Origin of the sequence: Pseudacidovorax sp. (assembly GCF_017991995.1) — a bacterium.
GTDB lineage: Bacteria > Pseudomonadota > Gammaproteobacteria > Burkholderiales > Burkholderiaceae_C > Xenophilus.
The window spans coordinates 272,087-288,603 of the sequence record NZ_JAGOPN010000007.1 but is presented as its reverse complement, the minus strand read 5'-3'; the positions used below and the strand labels follow the sequence as shown (position 1 = coordinate 288,603).

The 16,517-nt window shown below is 67.7% G+C and carries 15 protein-coding genes; 5 read left to right on the top strand and 10 right to left on the bottom strand.

Annotation, left to right across the window (positions count from 1 at the left end; genetic code table 11):
• Positions 1-263: 263 nt before the first annotated feature.
• The 3 genes from lspA to KBC94_RS12335 form a co-directional block, all read right to left on the bottom strand.
• Complete coding sequence (lspA, locus tag KBC94_RS12345; RefSeq protein WP_294370394.1) at positions 264-773, bottom strand: signal peptidase II; 510 nt, start codon at positions 771-773, stop codon at positions 264-266.
• 2 nt (positions 774-775) lie between these two features.
• On the bottom strand, positions 776-3,628 hold the full coding sequence (gene ileS, locus KBC94_RS12340) for an isoleucine--tRNA ligase (RefSeq protein ID WP_294370364.1): 2,853 nt from the start codon (positions 3,626-3,628) through the stop codon (positions 776-778).
• 127 nt (positions 3,629-3,755) lie between these two features.
• Entirely contained in the window at positions 3,756-4,853 is a 1,098-nt protein-coding gene (locus tag KBC94_RS12335; protein ID WP_294370362.1) for a bifunctional riboflavin kinase/FAD synthetase, read from the bottom strand.
• Between the two features lie 197 nt (positions 4,854-5,050).
• Between KBC94_RS12335 and KBC94_RS12330 the strand changes: the two genes are divergently transcribed.
• Positions 5,051-5,608, top strand: a complete 558-nt coding sequence (locus tag KBC94_RS12330) for an HNH endonuclease (RefSeq protein ID WP_043118462.1) — start codon at positions 5,051-5,053, stop codon at positions 5,606-5,608.
• Between the two features lie 21 nt (positions 5,609-5,629).
• Here KBC94_RS12330 and KBC94_RS12325 read toward each other — a convergent pair whose 3' ends face one another.
• The 4 genes from KBC94_RS12325 to KBC94_RS12310 form a co-directional block, all read right to left on the bottom strand.
• Complete coding sequence (locus tag KBC94_RS12325) at positions 5,630-6,418, bottom strand: enoyl-CoA hydratase (protein WP_294370359.1); 789 nt, start codon at positions 6,416-6,418, stop codon at positions 5,630-5,632.
• A gap of 81 nt (positions 6,419-6,499) precedes the next feature.
• Entirely contained in the window at positions 6,500-7,882 is a 1,383-nt protein-coding gene (locus KBC94_RS12320) for an alpha/beta fold hydrolase (protein ID WP_294370358.1), read from the bottom strand.
• A 122-nt stretch (positions 7,883-8,004) separates the two neighbouring features.
• Positions 8,005-9,120, bottom strand: coding sequence for an acyl-CoA dehydrogenase family protein (locus KBC94_RS12315; protein ID WP_294370356.1), 1,116 nt, complete (start codon positions 9,118-9,120; stop codon positions 8,005-8,007).
• A gap of 12 nt (positions 9,121-9,132) precedes the next feature.
• Entirely contained in the window at positions 9,133-10,314 is a 1,182-nt protein-coding gene (locus KBC94_RS12310) for an acyl-CoA dehydrogenase family protein (protein WP_294370355.1), read from the bottom strand.
• Between the two features lie 202 nt (positions 10,315-10,516).
• Between KBC94_RS12310 and purN the strand changes: the two genes are divergently transcribed.
• The 3 genes from purN (at position 10,517) to KBC94_RS12295 (ending at position 13,758) form a co-directional block, all read left to right on the top strand.
• A complete protein-coding gene (gene purN / locus KBC94_RS12305; RefSeq protein ID WP_294370354.1) occupies positions 10,517-11,101 on the top strand; it encodes a phosphoribosylglycinamide formyltransferase in 585 nt (194 codons plus the stop codon).
• A 37-nt stretch (positions 11,102-11,138) separates the two neighbouring features.
• Positions 11,139-12,413: an RsmB/NOP family class I SAM-dependent RNA methyltransferase gene (locus KBC94_RS12300; protein ID WP_294370352.1), complete on the top strand. Its 1,275-nt coding sequence runs from the start codon at positions 11,139-11,141 to the stop codon at positions 12,411-12,413.
• 130 nt (positions 12,414-12,543) lie between these two features.
• A complete protein-coding gene (locus tag KBC94_RS12295) occupies positions 12,544-13,758 on the top strand; it encodes a fatty acid desaturase (RefSeq protein ID WP_294370350.1) in 1,215 nt (404 codons plus the stop codon).
• A gap of 233 nt (positions 13,759-13,991) precedes the next feature.
• Here the strand turns inward: KBC94_RS12295 and rpmG are convergent, their stop codons facing one another.
• From rpmG to trxB, 3 genes are all read right to left on the bottom strand, one after another.
• The gene (gene rpmG / locus KBC94_RS12290) at positions 13,992-14,165 is read right to left on the bottom strand and encodes a 50S ribosomal protein L33 (protein WP_017757249.1); all 174 of its coding nucleotides are present in this window, start codon (positions 14,163-14,165) and stop codon (positions 13,992-13,994) included.
• 17 nt (positions 14,166-14,182) lie between these two features.
• Complete coding sequence (rpmB, locus tag KBC94_RS12285; RefSeq protein WP_043118471.1) at positions 14,183-14,416, bottom strand: 50S ribosomal protein L28; 234 nt, start codon at positions 14,414-14,416, stop codon at positions 14,183-14,185.
• Positions 14,417-14,711: 295 nt separating this feature from the next.
• Positions 14,712-15,671, bottom strand: coding sequence for a thioredoxin-disulfide reductase (gene trxB / locus KBC94_RS12280; RefSeq protein WP_294370393.1), 960 nt, complete (start codon positions 15,669-15,671; stop codon positions 14,712-14,714).
• Positions 15,672-15,837: 166 nt separating this feature from the next.
• On the opposite strand from trxB, the gene KBC94_RS12275 reads away from it, so the two are divergent.
• A complete protein-coding gene (locus tag KBC94_RS12275; protein WP_017757252.1) occupies positions 15,838-16,512 on the top strand; it encodes a Crp/Fnr family transcriptional regulator in 675 nt (224 codons plus the stop codon).
• The last annotated feature ends 5 nt before the right edge of the window (positions 16,513-16,517 follow it).

Here is a 16,517-nt window from a genome sequence, read left to right as displayed (position 1 = left end):
GACTGCGGCTCTGGTGGTGCTGGCCCGAAAGCTCATGCGCGTGGCCTTCTCGCTGTTCAAGCAACACGCGATGTTCGATGCCCGCCTGGCGGCCACTGTCGCTTGACGAGAACCATAGAACCTCAGGCCGAACGGGTCGGGGTTGGGTCAGGCGAAAAAAAACGCGAGACCGAAGTCCCGCGCCGTTGTGCTCCCGCGCCGCAGTGTCCTCGCGCAGGGCGCGTTGAACTCGCGAATCGGCGGACTTGACGCCGCCGTCCGCCTCAGCGTTTGCGCCGCATGCGCCGGACCTCGTCCAGCACCAGGCAGATGGCGCCCAGCGTGATCGCGCTGTCGGCCAGGTTGAACGCCGGGAAGTGCGAATCGGCCCAATGAAAGTCCAGGAAGTCCACCACATAGCCGTGCATCAGGCGGTCCACCACGTTGCCGATGGCGCCGCCCAGGATGCAGGCCATGGCGAAGCAGAACAGCTTCTGCCCCGCATGCGAGCGCAGCATCCAGACGATGAACACGGCCGCGGCCACACCAATGCCGGTGAAGAACCAGCGCTGCCAGCCCGAGGCGCCGGCCAGGAAGGAGAAGGCAGCGCCCGTGTTGTGGGCCCGCACGATGTTGAAGAACTCGGTGATGCGCGTGGCGTCGCCGAGCTGGTAGTGGCCCAGGATCAGCGTCTTGGTGTACTGGTCGGCGATGAAGATCAGCACCGCCAGCGCCAGCCAGCCCCAGATGCCCAGGCCAGGGCGGGTGGACTCGAATCCGCTGTGCGCCTTCATGGTCATGCCACGCTCCGCGCTTCGCCGGCACCGTACAGGTTGCTGGTGCAGCGGCCGCACAGCGTGGGATGCGCGCTGTCGTGGCCCACGTCGTCGCGCCAGTGCCAGCAGCGTTCGCACTTGGTGGCGGTGCTGGGCGTGACGGCAATGGCGAGCCCGTCACCCGCCTGCAGGTCCACCACCGAGGTGATGAAGACGAATTTCAGGTCGTCGCCCAGTGCCGCCAGCAGCGCATGGTCCTCGGGTGCGGCGGTAAGCCGCACGTTGGCCTGCAGCGAGGAGCCCACGCCGCCCGCGGTGCGCACGGCCTCGATCTCCTTGTTGACCGCGTCGCGAATGGCCTGGATGCGGCCCCACTTGGCCAGCAGGGCCTCGTCCGGCGCGCCGAGGTCGCAGAAGGTCTCCATGAAGATGGATTCCGACTGGCCCGCGAACTTCCACGCTTCCTCGGCCGTGAAGCTCAGGAAGGGCGCCATCCAGCGCAGCATGGCCTGGGTGATGTGCCACAGCGCCGTCTGCGCACTGCGCCGCGCGCGCGAGCCGGGCTGCGTGGTGTAGAGCCGGTCTTTCAGCACGTCCAGGTAGAAGGCGCCCAGGTCTTCCGAGCAGAAGACCTGCAGCTTGGCCACCACGGGATGGAATTCGTAGACCTTGTAGTGGCCCAGCACCTCGGCCTGGAACTGCGCCGCGCGCGACAGGGCCCAGCGGTCGATCTCGAACAGTTCGGCCAGCGGCACCGCATCCTTGGCCGGGTCGAAGTCGCTGGTGTTGGCCAGCAGGAAGCGCAGCGTGTTGCGGATGCGGCGGTAGGCGTCGACCACGCGGGCCAGGATCTTGTCGTCGCCCGCGATGTCGCCCGAATAGTCGGAGGCGGCCACCCACAGGCGGATGATCTCGGCGCCCAGTTTCTTGGTGATCTCCTGCGGATCGATGCCGTTGCCGAGCGACTTGCTCATCTTGCGGCCCTGGCTGTCCACGGTGAAGCCGTGGGTCAGCAGGCCGCGGTAGGGCGCGCGGCCTTCCAGCGCGCAGGCCAGCAGCAGCGAACTGTGGAACCAGCCGCGGTGCTGGTCATGGCCTTCGAGGTACAGGTCGGCCTCGGGGCCCTGGTCGTGGTGCACCGTGGGGTGCGTGCCGCGCAGCACATGGAAGAAGGTGGAGCCGGAGTCGAACCACACCTCCAGGATGTCGCTGCTCTTGGTGTAGTGCGGCGCGTCCTCGGTGCCCAGGATCTCTTCGGTCGTCACGCGGCTCCAGGCCTCGATGCCGCCCTGCTCGACGATGGCGGCCGCCTGGTCCAGGATCTCCATCGTGCGCGGATGCAGCTCGCCGGTGAGCTTGTGCAGGAAGAAGGGGATCGGCACGCCCCAGCTGCGCTGGCGCGAGATGCACCAGTCGGGCCGGTGCGCGATCATGTCGTGCAGCCGGGCCTTGCCGTTCTCGGGATAGAAGCTGGTGTCCTCGATGGCCTCCAGCGCGATCTGCCGCAGCGTCTTGGCCGGCTTGGCGCCCGGCACGGTGAACACGCCTTCGCCTTCGTCCATGCGGATGAACCACTGCGCAGCGGCGCGGTAGATCACCGGCGTCTTGTGGCGCCAGCAGTGCGGATAGCTGTGGGTGATGGTCTCGGTGGCCATCAGCCGGCCGGCCTCGCGCAGCGCCTCGATGATGTGCGGCACCGCCTTCCAGATGTGTTGGCCGCCGAAGAGCGGGAAATCCGGCTCGTACACGCCGTTGCCCTGCACGGGGTTGAGGATGTCGTCGTAGGCCATGCCGTGCGCGACGCAGGACTGGAAGTCGTCCAGGCCGTAGGCCGGCGAGGAGTGGACCAGGCCGGTGCCGTCGGTGGCGGTGGCGTACTCGGCCAGATACACGGGCGACAGGCGACGGTAGCCTTCGTGCACGTCGTACAGCGGGTGCTCGAACTCGAGTCCGCCCAGTGCCTCGCCCTGCGCGATGGCGATGACCTTTCCGTCCAGCGCGTAGCGGTTGAGGCAGCTCTCGACCAGCGTGTCGGCCACGATCAGCAGGCCGGGGTCGGTGTCGACCAGCGCGTAGGTCAGCTCGGGGTTGAGGTTGAGCGCCTGGTTGGCCGGGATGGTCCACGCGGTGGTGGTCCAGATGACCGCGAAGGCGTCCTTGTCGATGGCCGGCAGGCCGAAGGCGGCGGCCAGCTTGGCCGGGTCGTGGGCCTTGAAGGCGACGTCCAGCGTCTGGCTCTTCTTGTCGGCGTACTCGATCTCGAACTCGGCCAGCGACGAGCCGCAGTCGAAACACCAGTACACGGGCTTCAGGCCCCGGTAGACGAAGCCACGCTCGATCACCTTCTTGAAGGCGCGGATCTCGCCCGCTTCGTTGGCGAAGTCCATCGTCTTGTAGGGATGATCCCATTCGCCCAGCACGCCCAGGCGCTGGAAGTCGGCCATCTGCTGCGCGATCTGCTCGGTGGCATAGGCCCGGCTTTTGGCCTGCATCTCGTCGCGGCTGAGGTTGCGGCCGTGCTTCTTCTCGATGGCGTTCTCGATCGGCAGGCCGTGGCAGTCCCAGCCAGGCACGTACAGCGCGTCGTAGCCCTCGAGCTGGCGCGCCTTGGTGATCATGTCCTTGAGGATCTTGTTCACCGCATGGCCCATGTGGATCTGGCCGTTGGCGTAGGGCGGTCCGTCGTGCAGGATGAACTTGGGCCGGCCGGTGCGGGCCACGCGCAGGCGCTTGTACAGCCCCTCGTCGTTCCAGGCCTTGACCCAGCCCGGCTCGCGCTTGGGCAGGTCGCCGCGCATGGGGAAGGGCGTGTCGGGCAGGTTCAGGGTCGCGCGGTAGTCGGGGGTCGCGGAGGAATCGGCAGCGTCGGACATGGAGGGCGGAGGGGGAAGGCTTCGACAGGCTCGGCCCGCTCGCGGCGAAGGCCCGCGCGGGAGGGGATGAGGTCAGGCCGCTCGCCCCGAGCTTGTCGGTGGGGCGCCGGCACGGCGGGCGTGCCGGTTAAATTCGGTCGCGCGTGGTCTGGCGCCGCGTTTCCGCGTGGCTGCTGCCCGCCGCGCCGGCGCTGCCGGCGGCGAAATACGCGCGTGCGTCGGCCAGGTCCTGGGCGATGCCCGCGGTCAGGGCTTCCAGGCTGGTGTAGCGCAGCTCGTCGTGCAGTTTGTGCAACAGTTCCACGCGCACGATTTTACCGTAGGCCCCCTCGGGCCCCAGGCTGGCCGGCCATTCGAGGCAATGCGTCTCGAGCAGCACGCGGCCGCCGTTGACGTCGTTCGGGTCCAGTGATGGCCGCACGCCCAGATTGGCCACGCCCGGCAGGGGCCGCTCGCCCAGGCCATGCACCCGCACCACGAAGATGCCGCTGGCGGCGGGCTTCCAGTGCTTGAAGCGCAGGTTGAGCGTACGGAAGCCGTCCGTGCCGCCCGGCGCGCTGGCGCCCAGCGCCCGGCCCAGCTTGCGGCCGTGCACCACATGGCCGGAGATGGCGTAGGGCCGGCCGAGCAGCGCGGCGGCGTCGTCCATGCGGCCGGCGGTCAGCGCCTCGCGCACGGCCGAGCTGGACACCCGCAGCGCCCGCGGCCCCTCGTCGCTGCCGGGCGCGGCGGGGTAGGAGACCTCGTAGCTGTTCATCCGCGCCACATCGAAGCCGCGTGCAGCGCCGGCCGCGTGCAGCATGGCGAAGTCGCCCGCGCGCTTGGCACCGAAGCGAAAGTCGTCGCCCACCAGCACGTAGCGCGCGCCCAGGCCGCGCACCAGCACCTCGTCGATGAACTGTTCGGGCGATTGGCTGGCGAGTTGCGCATCGAAAGGCAGCACCACGGTCTGCGCCACGCCGCAGGCCTGCAACTCGCTGAGCTTGTCGCGCAGCGTGGCGATGCGCGCGGGCGCCAGCTCGGGCCGCCTGGCGACGCCGGCGAAGTAGTCGCGGGGATGGGGCTCGAAGGTCAGCACGCAGCTGGGCAGGCCGCGGTGGCGGGCCTCGGTCTGCAGCAGACCCAGCATGGCCTGGTGACCGCGGTGCACGCCATCGAAATTGCCGATGGTGACGGCGCTGGCAGGCGCTACGCCCGGATGGCGGAATCCGCGGAAGATCTGCATGGTCCTGTTATGTTTTTGATAGCTGGCCGCGTCCGCTCGGGAATCCTCCGCGCGTGAACGGGCTGTCATGAATGCCGGTTATATTGTGTCGCTTTCCAGCACTGTCGGGCCGCCCGGCGCCCTTGGCTGGCGGTGCGGACGGTTCTGCGTGGCGTACGTTCCCTGTGTTTTCTTCGTTCGACGAGGAGGCGTTTGTGGTGAAGGTATTGAAGCTGTCGGCCCAAGGGCTGCCCCAGTCGTGGATCTCGCTCGAGCAGGCGGTGATCCATTACGCGGCCGGCGAGGTGCGCTGGGAGGCCGGCGAACAGGTGGCCCTGTTCCGCGGCGGCCACAACGCAATGACGGGCGAGCAGTCCCAGATCGCCGTCAGCAGCATCATCGGCACCCGCGGCGTGCCCCGCATCAGCCCCTTCAGCCTGCGCCCGGGCCTCACCAACAGCAAGCTTTTCGCGCGCGACCGTAACGTCTGCGCCTACTGCGGCGACCATTTCCACGAGGACGACCTGACCCGCGAGCACATCGTGCCCTTCGCACAGAACGGCGTGGACCACTGGATGAACGTGGTGACGGCCTGCCGGGCCTGCAACCACCGCAAGGGCAACCGCACGCCGGAGCAGGCGCACATGCCTCTGCTCTACACGCCCTACGTGCCCAGCCTGTGGGAGGACTTTATCCTGCGCAACCGCCGCATCCTGGCGGACCAGATGGAGTTCCTGTCGGCGCACCTGCCGTCGAGCTCCCGCCTGCACGGCTAGCGGCGCGGCTGGACAGAAGTCTCACGGGCGCCAGGACGGCGCCCGTTTTTCGATGAAGGCCTGCACGCCCTCCTGCGCGGTCGCATCGGCCATGTTGCAGGCCATGGTGCGGGCGGCGTCGTGCAGCGCGGCTTCGAGTCCGGTCTCCAACTGGCGGTAGAAGAGGGCCTTGCCCATCTCCAGCGCAATGCGCGGCTTGGCGACGATGCTCGCCACCAGCGTTTCCACCTCGGCGTCCAGGTTCTGGGCGGGCACCACGCGGTTGACCAGGCCCTGGGCCAGGGCGGTCCGCGCGTCGATGAAGTCACCCGTCACCAGCAGCTCGAAGGCCTTCTTGCGCGGCAGGTTGCGCGACAGCGACACGCTGGGCGTGGCGCAGAACAGGCCGACGTTGATGCCGCTGGTGGCGAAGCTGGCGCTGTCGGCGGCCACCGCCAGATCGCACAGCGCGACGAGCTGGCAGCCCGCCGCCGTCGCCAGCCCATGCACGCGCGCGACGACCGGCACCGGCAGGCGCTGCAGCGCCAGCATCATGGCGCTGCAGCGGTCGAACAGCGCCTGATAGGCCGACTGCGAGGGCGATGCCAGCATCTCCCGCAGGTCGTGGCCGGCGCAGAACGCTCGGCCGTTGGCGGCGATGACGACAGCGCGCAGGCCGGCGTCCAGCGCCAGTCGCTCGCAGGCCGCATGCAGCGCATCGATCAGGGCGACGGACAAGGCGTTGAAGGCGGCCGGCCGGTTGAGGGTGAGCGTGACCACGCCGCGGGCGTCACGCGATTCCAGCAGGATGGGCTCGTCGGTGTTCGTCACGTTTCCTTCCTCCGTCGGTGGGGGTCGACCGGGACCGGGCCGGGCCTTCAATGAGGGTTCTGCCAGGCCGTCGGCGGGCGGTCAGTAGGTCAGCTCCAGCAGGCTCAGGTGCCCCTCGGCCACCGGCCAGCTTCGCCCGACGATTCGCTCGTCATTGAATTCGCCTTCCACCGCGCGTGCCGGCCCGGCTGCGAGGCGCAGCCGCGAACTCGCCACGCCCGCGCCGCGCGGCGGAACGCCGGGCAGCTGCGTCTGGCCATCGAAGCGCATGCGGTCGCGCTGGGCATCGAAATAGCCGCGCGGCCGGCTGAACACGACCACCGCACCCGCCTGCCGGTCCGCAGCCGCCAACCGCTCGGGCCGCAGGTGGATCACGTCGCTGGAGCGCGGGAAGGGGCTGCGGTAGATGTGCGTGGTGGCATAGCCGGGTGCCACGATCTCGAACTCGTAGCCGGTGCCGGGGCGTGCCGGAAACGGCCCCCAGCGGCCGTCCGCGCCCACCGTCTTGCGCCAGGCAGGCCCGCCGCGGCGCTCGCCGGTGGCCGGATCGGTTTCGTAGACGCTGAGCTGTGCGCCGGCCAGCGGCAGGTTGTTGACGAAATCGCCGCTGGTGGGGTCGGCTGGATTCAGGCCGAGCCCGGTGATGCGTCCGTCGAGCACGATCCGCGGCTCGGACGCAACGGCCGTGGCACCCGGTACATCGGCTGTGAGGAAGCGCCAGGTGGCATCAAAGGCCGCCGGGGAGAACGACACCTCGCGGTGATCCGCGCCCGGCAGGACGATGTTGGTGGCACCGCGAAGGGCCGGCCCGTCGGCCGTGATGTTGGTGGGCTTGCCCGGCGCGCCGATCCACAGACCGTCCGGCTTGGCGTACTTGTCGTTGCCGTCGGAGCGCAGCGTCAGCCAGCGCGGGCCGGGCGTCACCTCGTCGCCGCCCGGGCCCTTGGGCGCGTTCAGCTGCCGCATGAAGGGCGACAGGCCGGAGAACTCGCTGCCCTCGCGCCAGCCGGGAATGGCCCAGATGCCATGGGCCGGGTTGCCGCCCAGCGCGACATGGCTGACCCTGGCCGCCCCGCCGCCGTTCTGCACGTAGTTGCGGATGGTGTTGCCGCCGCGCGAATTGCCGACCAGCACGACCTTCTGTGCGCCCGTCTGGCGAAGCACGCGCTCGACCTCCTTGCTGAGGAAGGCCATCGACTCAGCCGTGGAGCTGCGGCCGGGCTGCGCCACCGCATCGTCATCGCGCGCCAGGGGCATCGGTTGGTCGAGCGCGAACAGCCGGTCGCGCGCCCAGCCGTTGGATTCGAAGCGCCACAGCGTCGTCTGCCACAGCGCGGCCGAATCGCCGTTGCCGTGCATGAAGACGACGGGCGTGTCGCGACGAGGCCCGGTGCCCGGCGTGGCGCAGGCGCCCAGCGCGAGACTGGCGGGGGCGGTGATCAACAAGGTACGGCGACGGATCATCCCGAAGCTCCTGGCAAGAGGGCCGACCGGCGGCGCGCGCGTGGTCAGGCCGCCGGAAAGAAGAAAGGCCCGCCAGCGTAAGCCGGCGGGCCTGCGGTTTCATGAAGTGCAAGCACCTGCGCTCAGGCGAACACCCCCGCGCTGTCTTCCATGCGCGCCGACACTTCGCCCAGGTGGTGCAGCGTGTCGCCGAACACCATCTCCATCTGCGTCAGCTTGCGGAAGTAGTGGCTGCCCATGTATTCGTCGGTCACGCCGATGCCGCCATGCAACTGCACCGACTGCTGGCCGACGAAGCGCATCGACACGCCCAGCTGGTACTTGGCGCGGGCCAGGGCCTGGCGGCGCTCGGCCGCCGGCGCGCCCAGCTTGAGCGTGGCGTAGTAGCTCATGGAGCGGGCCAGTTCCAGCTGCATCTTCATGTCGGCGACGCGGTGGCGCAGGGCCTGGAAGCTGCCGATGGTCACGCCGAATTGCTTGCGGGTGTTGAGGTACTCCACCGTCAGCGCCAGCGTCTTGTCCATCACGCCCACGCCTTCGGCGCAGGTGGCGGCGATGCCGATGTCCACGGCCTCTTCGAGCACCGGCAGGCCGTCGGCGGCCACGAGCTGCGCGGCGGCCTGGCTGAAGACGACTTCCGCGGCGCGGCTGCCATCCTGCGTGGGATAGCCCGAGGCCTTGATGCTGCCGTCGGCACGCGGCACCAGGAAAAGGGCGATGCGCCCGTCCAGCTGCGCCGGCACCAGGTAGGCCGCCGCTTCGTCGCCGGCCGGCACCACACTCTTGGTGCCGCTCACGGCGTAGCCGTCGCCGGCCTTGGTGGCCGTGGCTTCGCAGCGGTCCAGGCGGTAGCGCGCGCCCCGCTCCTGGTAGGCCAGCACGACCAGCTTCTCGCCGCTGGCGATGCCCGGCAGCCATTCGCCGCGCACGCCTTCGTCGGCATGGCGGGCAAGCACGGCGCCGGCGATGAAGGACTGCGCCAGCGGCTCCAGCACGATGCCGCGGCCCAACTCTTCCATCACGACCATGGCCTCAACCGGGCCCATGCCCAGGCCGCCGTCGTCCTCGGGGATGTACAGCCCGCCCAGGCCCAGCTCGGACAGCTCGTTCCAGGCGTCGCGGGAGAAGCCGCCGTCCTTCTCGATGCCGCGGCGGCGGTCGAAGTCGTAGGCCTTCTCGACCCAGCGGCCGACGGCGTCGCGCAGTTGCTGCTGGTCTTCAGTGAAATCGAAATCCATGTCTGCCTCCTGTCAGCCCAGCACCGTCTGGGCCACGATGTTGCGTTGCACTTCGTTCGAGCCGCCGTAGATCGTGGTCTTGCGGTAGTTGAAGTAGGTGGAGGCCAGCGGCGCCAGCGAGGCGTGACCGCCCGGGAAGTCGCCCTGCCAGCCGGCCGCCATGGCTTCGCGGATCAGCGGCAGAGAGAAGGGGCCGCCCGCGAGCATCATCAGCTCGGAATAGCGCTGTTGGATCTCGCTGCCCTTGATCTTGAGCAGGCCGGCGATGTCCAGAGAGTTCTTGCCGGACTTCTCGGCCGAGAGCACGCGCAGCACCAGCATCTCCAGCGCCACGATGTCCACTTCCAGCTTGGCGATCTCGTCGCGGAAGCGCAGGTCGTTGTATACACCTTCGGCCTTGGCGATTCGCTTGACGCGCTCCAGTTCGCGCTTGGCGCGGTTGACGTCGGCGATGTTGGTGCGCTCGTGGCTGAGCAGGTGCTTGGCATAGGTCCAGCCCTTGTTCTCCTCGCCGATGAGCTGGTCAGCCGGCACTTCGACGTTGTCGAAGAACACGTCGTTGACCTCGTAGCTGCCGTCGAGCAGGCGGATGGGGCGCACGCTCACGCCGGGCGACTTCATGTCCAGGACGATGAAGCTGATGCCGGTCTGCGGCTTGCCCTCGGTGCTGGTGCGCACAAGGTTGAACATCCAGTCGCCATGCTGGCCCAGGGTGGTCCAGGTCTTCTGGCCGTTGATGATGTACTTGTCGCCGCGGCGCTCTGCGCGGGTGCGCAGCGAGGCCAGGTCGGAGCCGGAGCCGGGTTCGCTGTAGCCCTGGCTCCACCACACTTCGCCGCTGGCAATGCCGGGCAGGAAGCGCTCCTGCTGCTCGCGCGAGCCGAAGGCCATGATGACGGGCGCCACCATCACCGGGCCGAAGGGGATCACGCGCGGCGCGCCGGCGCGTGCGGTCTCTTCCTCGAACAGGTGCTTCTGCACGGCCGTCCAGCCGGGGCCGCCGAACTGCTTGGGCCAGCCGTAGCCCAGCCAGCCCTTCTTGCCGAGGATCCTTGCCCAGCGCTGGTGGTCTTCCTTGGAAAGCTCCAGGCCTTCGTTGACCTTGTGGGCGATGTCTTGGGGCAGGTTGTCCGCCACCCAGGCGCGGACCTCTTCGCGGAACGCCTGTTCTTCAGGGGTGAATGCCAGATCCATGGGGGTTGTCTCCAGAGAAGCGGGATTTTTAGCACGCTCGTTCGCAAGGCCGAGTCCGCCGTGCGACACACGGATAATCCGCCGCCAGTATGCAGAGTTCCCTTCTACGCGGCGCCGGGGTTTTCAACCGGGTGCCAGTCTCCGCCGCAGCGTCCAGCCGTCGACGCCGCGCGGCCGCCGATGCCGGCGCGCAAGGTCGCCGATGAGCGGCAACATCGTCATCCTCGTCTCCGGCGGCGGCTCCAACATGGCGGCCATCGCACGGGCGGCGCAGGCGCGCCGCTGGGCCGAGCGCTTCGGCGTGCGCGTGGCAGCCGTCGTCAGCAACAAGCCCGATGCGGGCGGCCTGGAACTGGGCCGCGAACTGGGCCTGGAGACCGCCGCCGTCGACCACCGCGGCTTCGACAGCCGCGAGGCCTTCGACGCCGCGCTGGCCGACACCATCGACCGCTGGCAGCCCGTGCTGGTGGTGCTGGCCGGCTTCATGCGCATCCTCACACCGGGCTTCGTGGCGCGGTACGAAGGCCGGCTGGTCAATATCCATCCATCGCTGCTGCCGGCCTTCCCGGGCCTGCACACGCATCGGCGCGCCATCGAGGCTGGCTGTCGGGTCGCCGGTGCCACGGTGCACCTGGTGACGGCTGAACTCGACCATGGCCCGATCCTGGCCCAAGCCGTGGTGCCGGTGCTGGCCGGCGACGCGCCCGAGGCGCTGGCGGCCCGGGTGCTGAGCCAGGAGCACCGGCTCTATCCCGAGGCCATCGAGGGCTGGCTCGCGGCGCGCTGAGTCTCTGGGCGGAGTGGGCGGCGACAATCGCCCCCTTATGCATCCCCAAGCCCTGTTGGAAGCCTGCGCCGAACTCACCGGCCGCGTGCTCCGATTCGATCATCCGGCTGACGCCATCGTCTCTCGCTATTTCCGTGAGCACCGGTCGCTCGGTCCCCGCGAGCGCGCGACGCTCGCCGAGACCGTCTACACCATCCTGCGCAAGAAGCTGCTGTTCGAGCACCTGGCCCGCTCCGGCAGCGGCGCGCGCGAGCGGCGCCTGGCCATCCTGGGCTTCCATGGCTCGCGCGACTTCCTCAAGACCGTGCTGAGCGACGCCGAAAAGCGCTGGCTGGACGCCTGCGACGCCGTCGCGCCCTCGGAGCTGATGGCCCAGCACCGCCACAACCTGCCCGACTGGCTGGCCCAGCCGCTGCGCGCCCAGCTGGGCGACACCGACTTCATGGCCCTGGCCGACGCGCTGCAGCAGTCGGCGCCGCTGGACCTGCGGGTCAACACCCTGAGCGCCAAGCGCGATGAGGTGCAGCGCGAACTCAAGGCCGCCGGCATCGCCGCGAAGATGACGCCGTTCTCGCCCTGGGGCCTGCGCACCGACGGCAAGCCGGCCGTCAACCGCCTGCCCGCCTTCGAGCGCGGCGCCATCGAGGTGCAGGACGAGGGTTCGCAACTGCTCACGCTGCTGGTCGAGGCGCGTCGCGGCGAAATGGTGGTCGATTTCTGCGCTGGTGCCGGCGGCAAGACCCTGGCGCTGGGAGCGGCCATGCGCAGCACCGGCCGGCTTTATGCCTTCGACACCTCCGCCCACCGGCTGGACGCGCTCAAGCCGCGGCTGGCGCGCAGCGGCCTGTCGAACGTGCATCCGGCTGCCATTGCCCACGAGCGGGACGACCGCATCAAGCGGCTGGCCGGGAAGATCGACCGCGTGCTGGTCGATGCACCCTGCTCGGGTCTGGGTACGTTGCGCCGCAATCCCGACCTCAAATGGCGCCAGTCGCCCGAGGCGGTGCAGGAGTTGGTGGCCAAGCAGACCGCCATCCTTGCCAGCGCCGCGCGGCTCGTGAAGCCGGGCGGGCGCCTCGTCTATGCCACCTGCAGCGTGCTGCCGGAGGAAAACGAGGCCATCGCCGAGGCCTTCGGCGCCGCGCATCCCGATTTCCTGCCGCTGGAGGCCGCGGAGCTGCTGGCCGCCCAGAAGGTGGCGGACGCCGCCTCGCTGTGCGCCGGCGGCGAGGGCGGCACGCGCTACCTGCGGTTGTGGCCTCACCGCCACGCCACCGACGGTTTTTTCGCCGCCGCGTGGAACCGGCGCTAGAGCACGGCGTCCAATCCCTAGGGATTCAACGCCGTTACACGAAAAACGGGGTGGATTTCAAGCCCGGCACACTAAAATTGTCGGACTGTTCTGACAGGACGACCCCGTCCGTCCGTGTGGAGTACCCAACTTGATGATTTTCGATTCCGCCGTTCTGAGCTCGGCCCTCGACTGGCTTGCCCATGGCCTGTGGGATCTGTCCTGGTGGCAGATCGTGCTGTACACGCTCGCCACGACGCACATCACCATCCTCGCGGTGACCATCTTCCTGCACCGCACGCAGGCTCACCGCTCCATGGACCTGGGGCCCATTCCCTCCCATTTCTTCCGCTTTTGGCTGTGGGTCGGCACGGGCATGGTGACCAAGGAATGGGTCGCCATCCACCGCAAGCACCACGCCAAGTGCGAGACCGAGGAGGATCCGCACAGCCCGCAGACCCGCGGCATCGACACCGTCATGTGGCGCGGCGCCGAGCTATACCGCGCCGAGGCGAAGAACAACGAGACCATCACCAAGTTTGGCCACGGTACGCCCGATGACTGGATCGAGCGCAACCTGTACAGCCGCTTCGGCTGGCAGGGCGTTGGCCTCATGCTGATCCTCAACCTGGCGCTCTTCGGTGGCATCGGCGCCACCATCTGGGCCATCCAGATGTTGTGGATTCCCTTCTGGGCGGCCGGCGTCGTCAACGGCCTGGGCCACTACTGGGGTTATCGCAACTTCGAGGCGCAGGACGCCAGCACCAACCTGGTGCCCTGGGGTATCGTGATTGGTGGCGAAGAACTGCACAACAACCACCACACCTATCCCACGGCGGCCAAGTTCTCGGTCAAGAAGTACGAGTTCGACATCGCCTGGGGTTACATCGTGCTGATGCAAAAGCTGGGCTGGGCCAAAGTGAAGAAGGTGCCGCCGAAGCTGCGCATGGGCGAGGTGCGCCCAGTGGCCGATGAGAAGACGCTCGAGGCCGTCATCGCCAACCGCTACGAAGTCATGGCTGGCTACGCCCGCGAGATGCGTCGCACGTGCAAGCAGGAGCTGTCGCAATTGCAGGCCCGTGGCGCCGACCTGTCGGTGCTGAAGGCGGCCCGCCGCTGGCTGCACCGCGACGACGACAAGGTCCCGGCCGCCGCTCGGCCCAAGCTCGCCGAGGCCCGCGCCGCCCATCCTGTGCTGGACAAGATGGTGACCATGCGCGAAGAACTGCGCCAGATGTGGATGAACACGTCCCAGTCGCGCGAACAACTCGCCGCTGATCTGGCGGCTTGGTGCCACCGCGCCGAAGCCAGCGGAATCAAGGCGCTGCAGGAGTTCTCGATCCGGCTGCGCGCGGCGCACGTTTGAGTTGACCACGCTCCTCGGCCGTTTGCCTAGGCATCCGGCGAACTCAAGAAACCGGCCTCGTGCCGGTTTTTTGTTGCCCGGCCGCGTTGCGCGCGCGACTTGCAACAGGGAGGGTTCCCTGCGGCCGGCCGCCGGTGCGCACTATACAGGCAGCGTGCAACCGGTCGGCTCTCATGCGCGCAACAAAAAACCCGCTGGATCGCAGCGGGTTCTTGCAGATCGCGTGAGCCGAATTACTTCAGCTTCACTTCCTTGTATTCGACGTGCTTGCGCGCCTTGGGGTCGAACTTCATGATCAACATCTTTTCAGGCGTCGTCTTCTTGTTCTTGCTGGTGGTGTAGAAGTGGCCGGTGCCCGCGGTGGACTCCAGCTTGATCTTTTCGCGTCCGCCTTTGCTCGTTGCCATGGTGTGCTCCTTTCAGCTCAGGCTTGGCCGCGTGCGCGCATGTCTGCGAGCACGGCGTCGATGCCGTTCTTGTCGATCAGGCGCAGGGCGGCGCTGGAGACGCGCAGACGCACCCAGCGGTTTTCGCTCTCAACCCAGAAACGACGGTATTGCAGGTTCGGCATGAACCGGCGCTTGGTTTTGTTGTTGGCGTGGGAAACGTTGTTCCCGACCATCGGGCCCTTGCCCGTGACTTCACATACGCGTGCCATGAGGACACTCTTTCATGAACAGCCGTCACCAGACGCTGCGGTCTGCGCGTGACGCACAGACCGTGGGGTGGATCGGCTTGACCTCGCCAGAAAACGGGTGGCGGTGGCCCGGATGCCGCTCGCACGCCGGGGCGCTCAAGCGGCAAAGCCAACGATTATATGAAGGGTGGCGGAGTTTTGTCCACGGCCCGGTGCGCCGGCTCCGCAAACACAAGGCGAACCGCGAGGCGCGGCTGTACTGCAAGGGACTCCGGTTTCAAGCCGTTGAAGCGGTCCCGCCTCTCTGAATGCTCGGTCAGGCGGTACTTTCCTGTTCCAGGAACCGTTGCGCATCAAGCGCAGCCATGCACCCGGTGCCAGCGCTGGTGATGGCCTGCCTGTACACATGGTCCTGGACGTCGCCTGCGGCGAAGACACCCGGCACGCTGGTCATGGTGGCAAAGCCGTTCAGGCCGGAGCGGGTGACGATGTAGTTGTCCTTGAGCTCGATCTGCCCCTGGAACAGATCGGTATTGGGATGGTGGCCGATGGCGATGAAACAGCCCTTGAGGTCGAGTTGCTTTTTGTCCCCGGACTGGACGTTGCGCAGCCGGATGCCGGTGACGCCACTGTCGTCGCCCACCACCTCGTCCAGTTCGCTGTGCAGTTCGAGCACGATCTTGCCTTCCTTGACCTTCTCGTGAACCTTGTCGATGAGGATGGGCTCGGCGCGGAACTTGTCGCGGCGGTGGACCAGCGTGACCTGGCGTGCGATATTCGACAGGTAGAGCGCCTCTTCCACGGCGGTGTTGCCGCCGCCGATCACACAGACGTCCTGCTCGCGGTAGAAGAAGCCGTCGCAGGTGGCGCAGGCTGAGACGCCTCGGCCCATGAACTTCTCTTCCGACGGCAGACCCAGGTACTTGGCCGAGGCGCCGGTGGCGATGATCAGCGCATCGCAGGTGTAGGTGCCGCTGTCGCCCGTCAGCGTGAACGGGCGCTTGCTCAGGTCGACCTTGTTGATGTGGTCGAACACGATCTGCGTGTTGAAGCGTTCGGCGTGTTCCAGGAAGCGCTGCATCAGCTCCGGGCCTTGAACGCCGTGCACGTCGGCAGGCCAGTTGTCGACTTCGGTCGTGGTCATCAACTGCCCGCCCTGAGCCAGGCCCGTAACGAGCAAAGGCTTGAGATTGGCACGGGCGGCGTAGATGGCGGCGGTATAGCCAGCGGGGCCGGAGCCCAGAATGAGGACCTGGGTATGCAAGGGAGTGGTCATAAACTGCGAGCCTGAATGGTGAACGGGGGACCGCGTGTACATTGGGTCACCGGTGGGACGTCAGTATCCTGTTCAGGTTCAATGCATGCGGAGCGCTCTTCTTATGTGCGTGATTGTATTTATTGATGCTGCGTCCCTCGAAGGGCGCGGCACAGGGAGGAAATAGATGTCGATGCTTTCGAACCTGGAACTGCTTCGCCGGGTGCCGCTCTTTGCCGCGCTCACGCCTTCTCAGGCGGCGAACATTGCCGATGCGATCGTCAAGCGGCGCTTCAAGCGCGGCGAACTCATCGTGGAACAGGGCAAGAAGACGAATGCCCTTTACATCATCCTGGCCGGCCGGGCCCGGGTGCTCAGTGCGGACAGCCGCGGTCGAGAGGTGATCCTGGCAACTCTTCAGTCCGGCGACTACATCGGCGAGATGAGTCTCATCGACGACGAGCCGCATTCGGCCACGGTGCGTGCCGACGTCCAGACGGACGTGCTCGTCCTCGGCCGCGAGGCATTCTCGCGTTGCCTGCCGGACAGTTCCTCCATGTCCTACAACATCATGCGCGGGCTGGTCCGGCGCCTACGCCATGCGGATCGAAAGATCGAGTCGCTGGCACTGATGGATGTCTACGGCCGCGTGGCGCGTGCGCTGATGGATTTCGTCACCGAGGACGGTGCCGGCAACTTCGTGGTCCGGGAGCGGATCTCGCGACAGGACCTGGCCAAGATGGTGGGCGCGTCGCGCGAGATGGTCAGCCGCGTCATGAAGGACCTGGAGGAGCGCGGCTTCGTGCAGACGCAGCCCGATGGCTCGATGCTGGTCAAGGACCGCCTGTCCGCGCTGGGCTGAGTCCG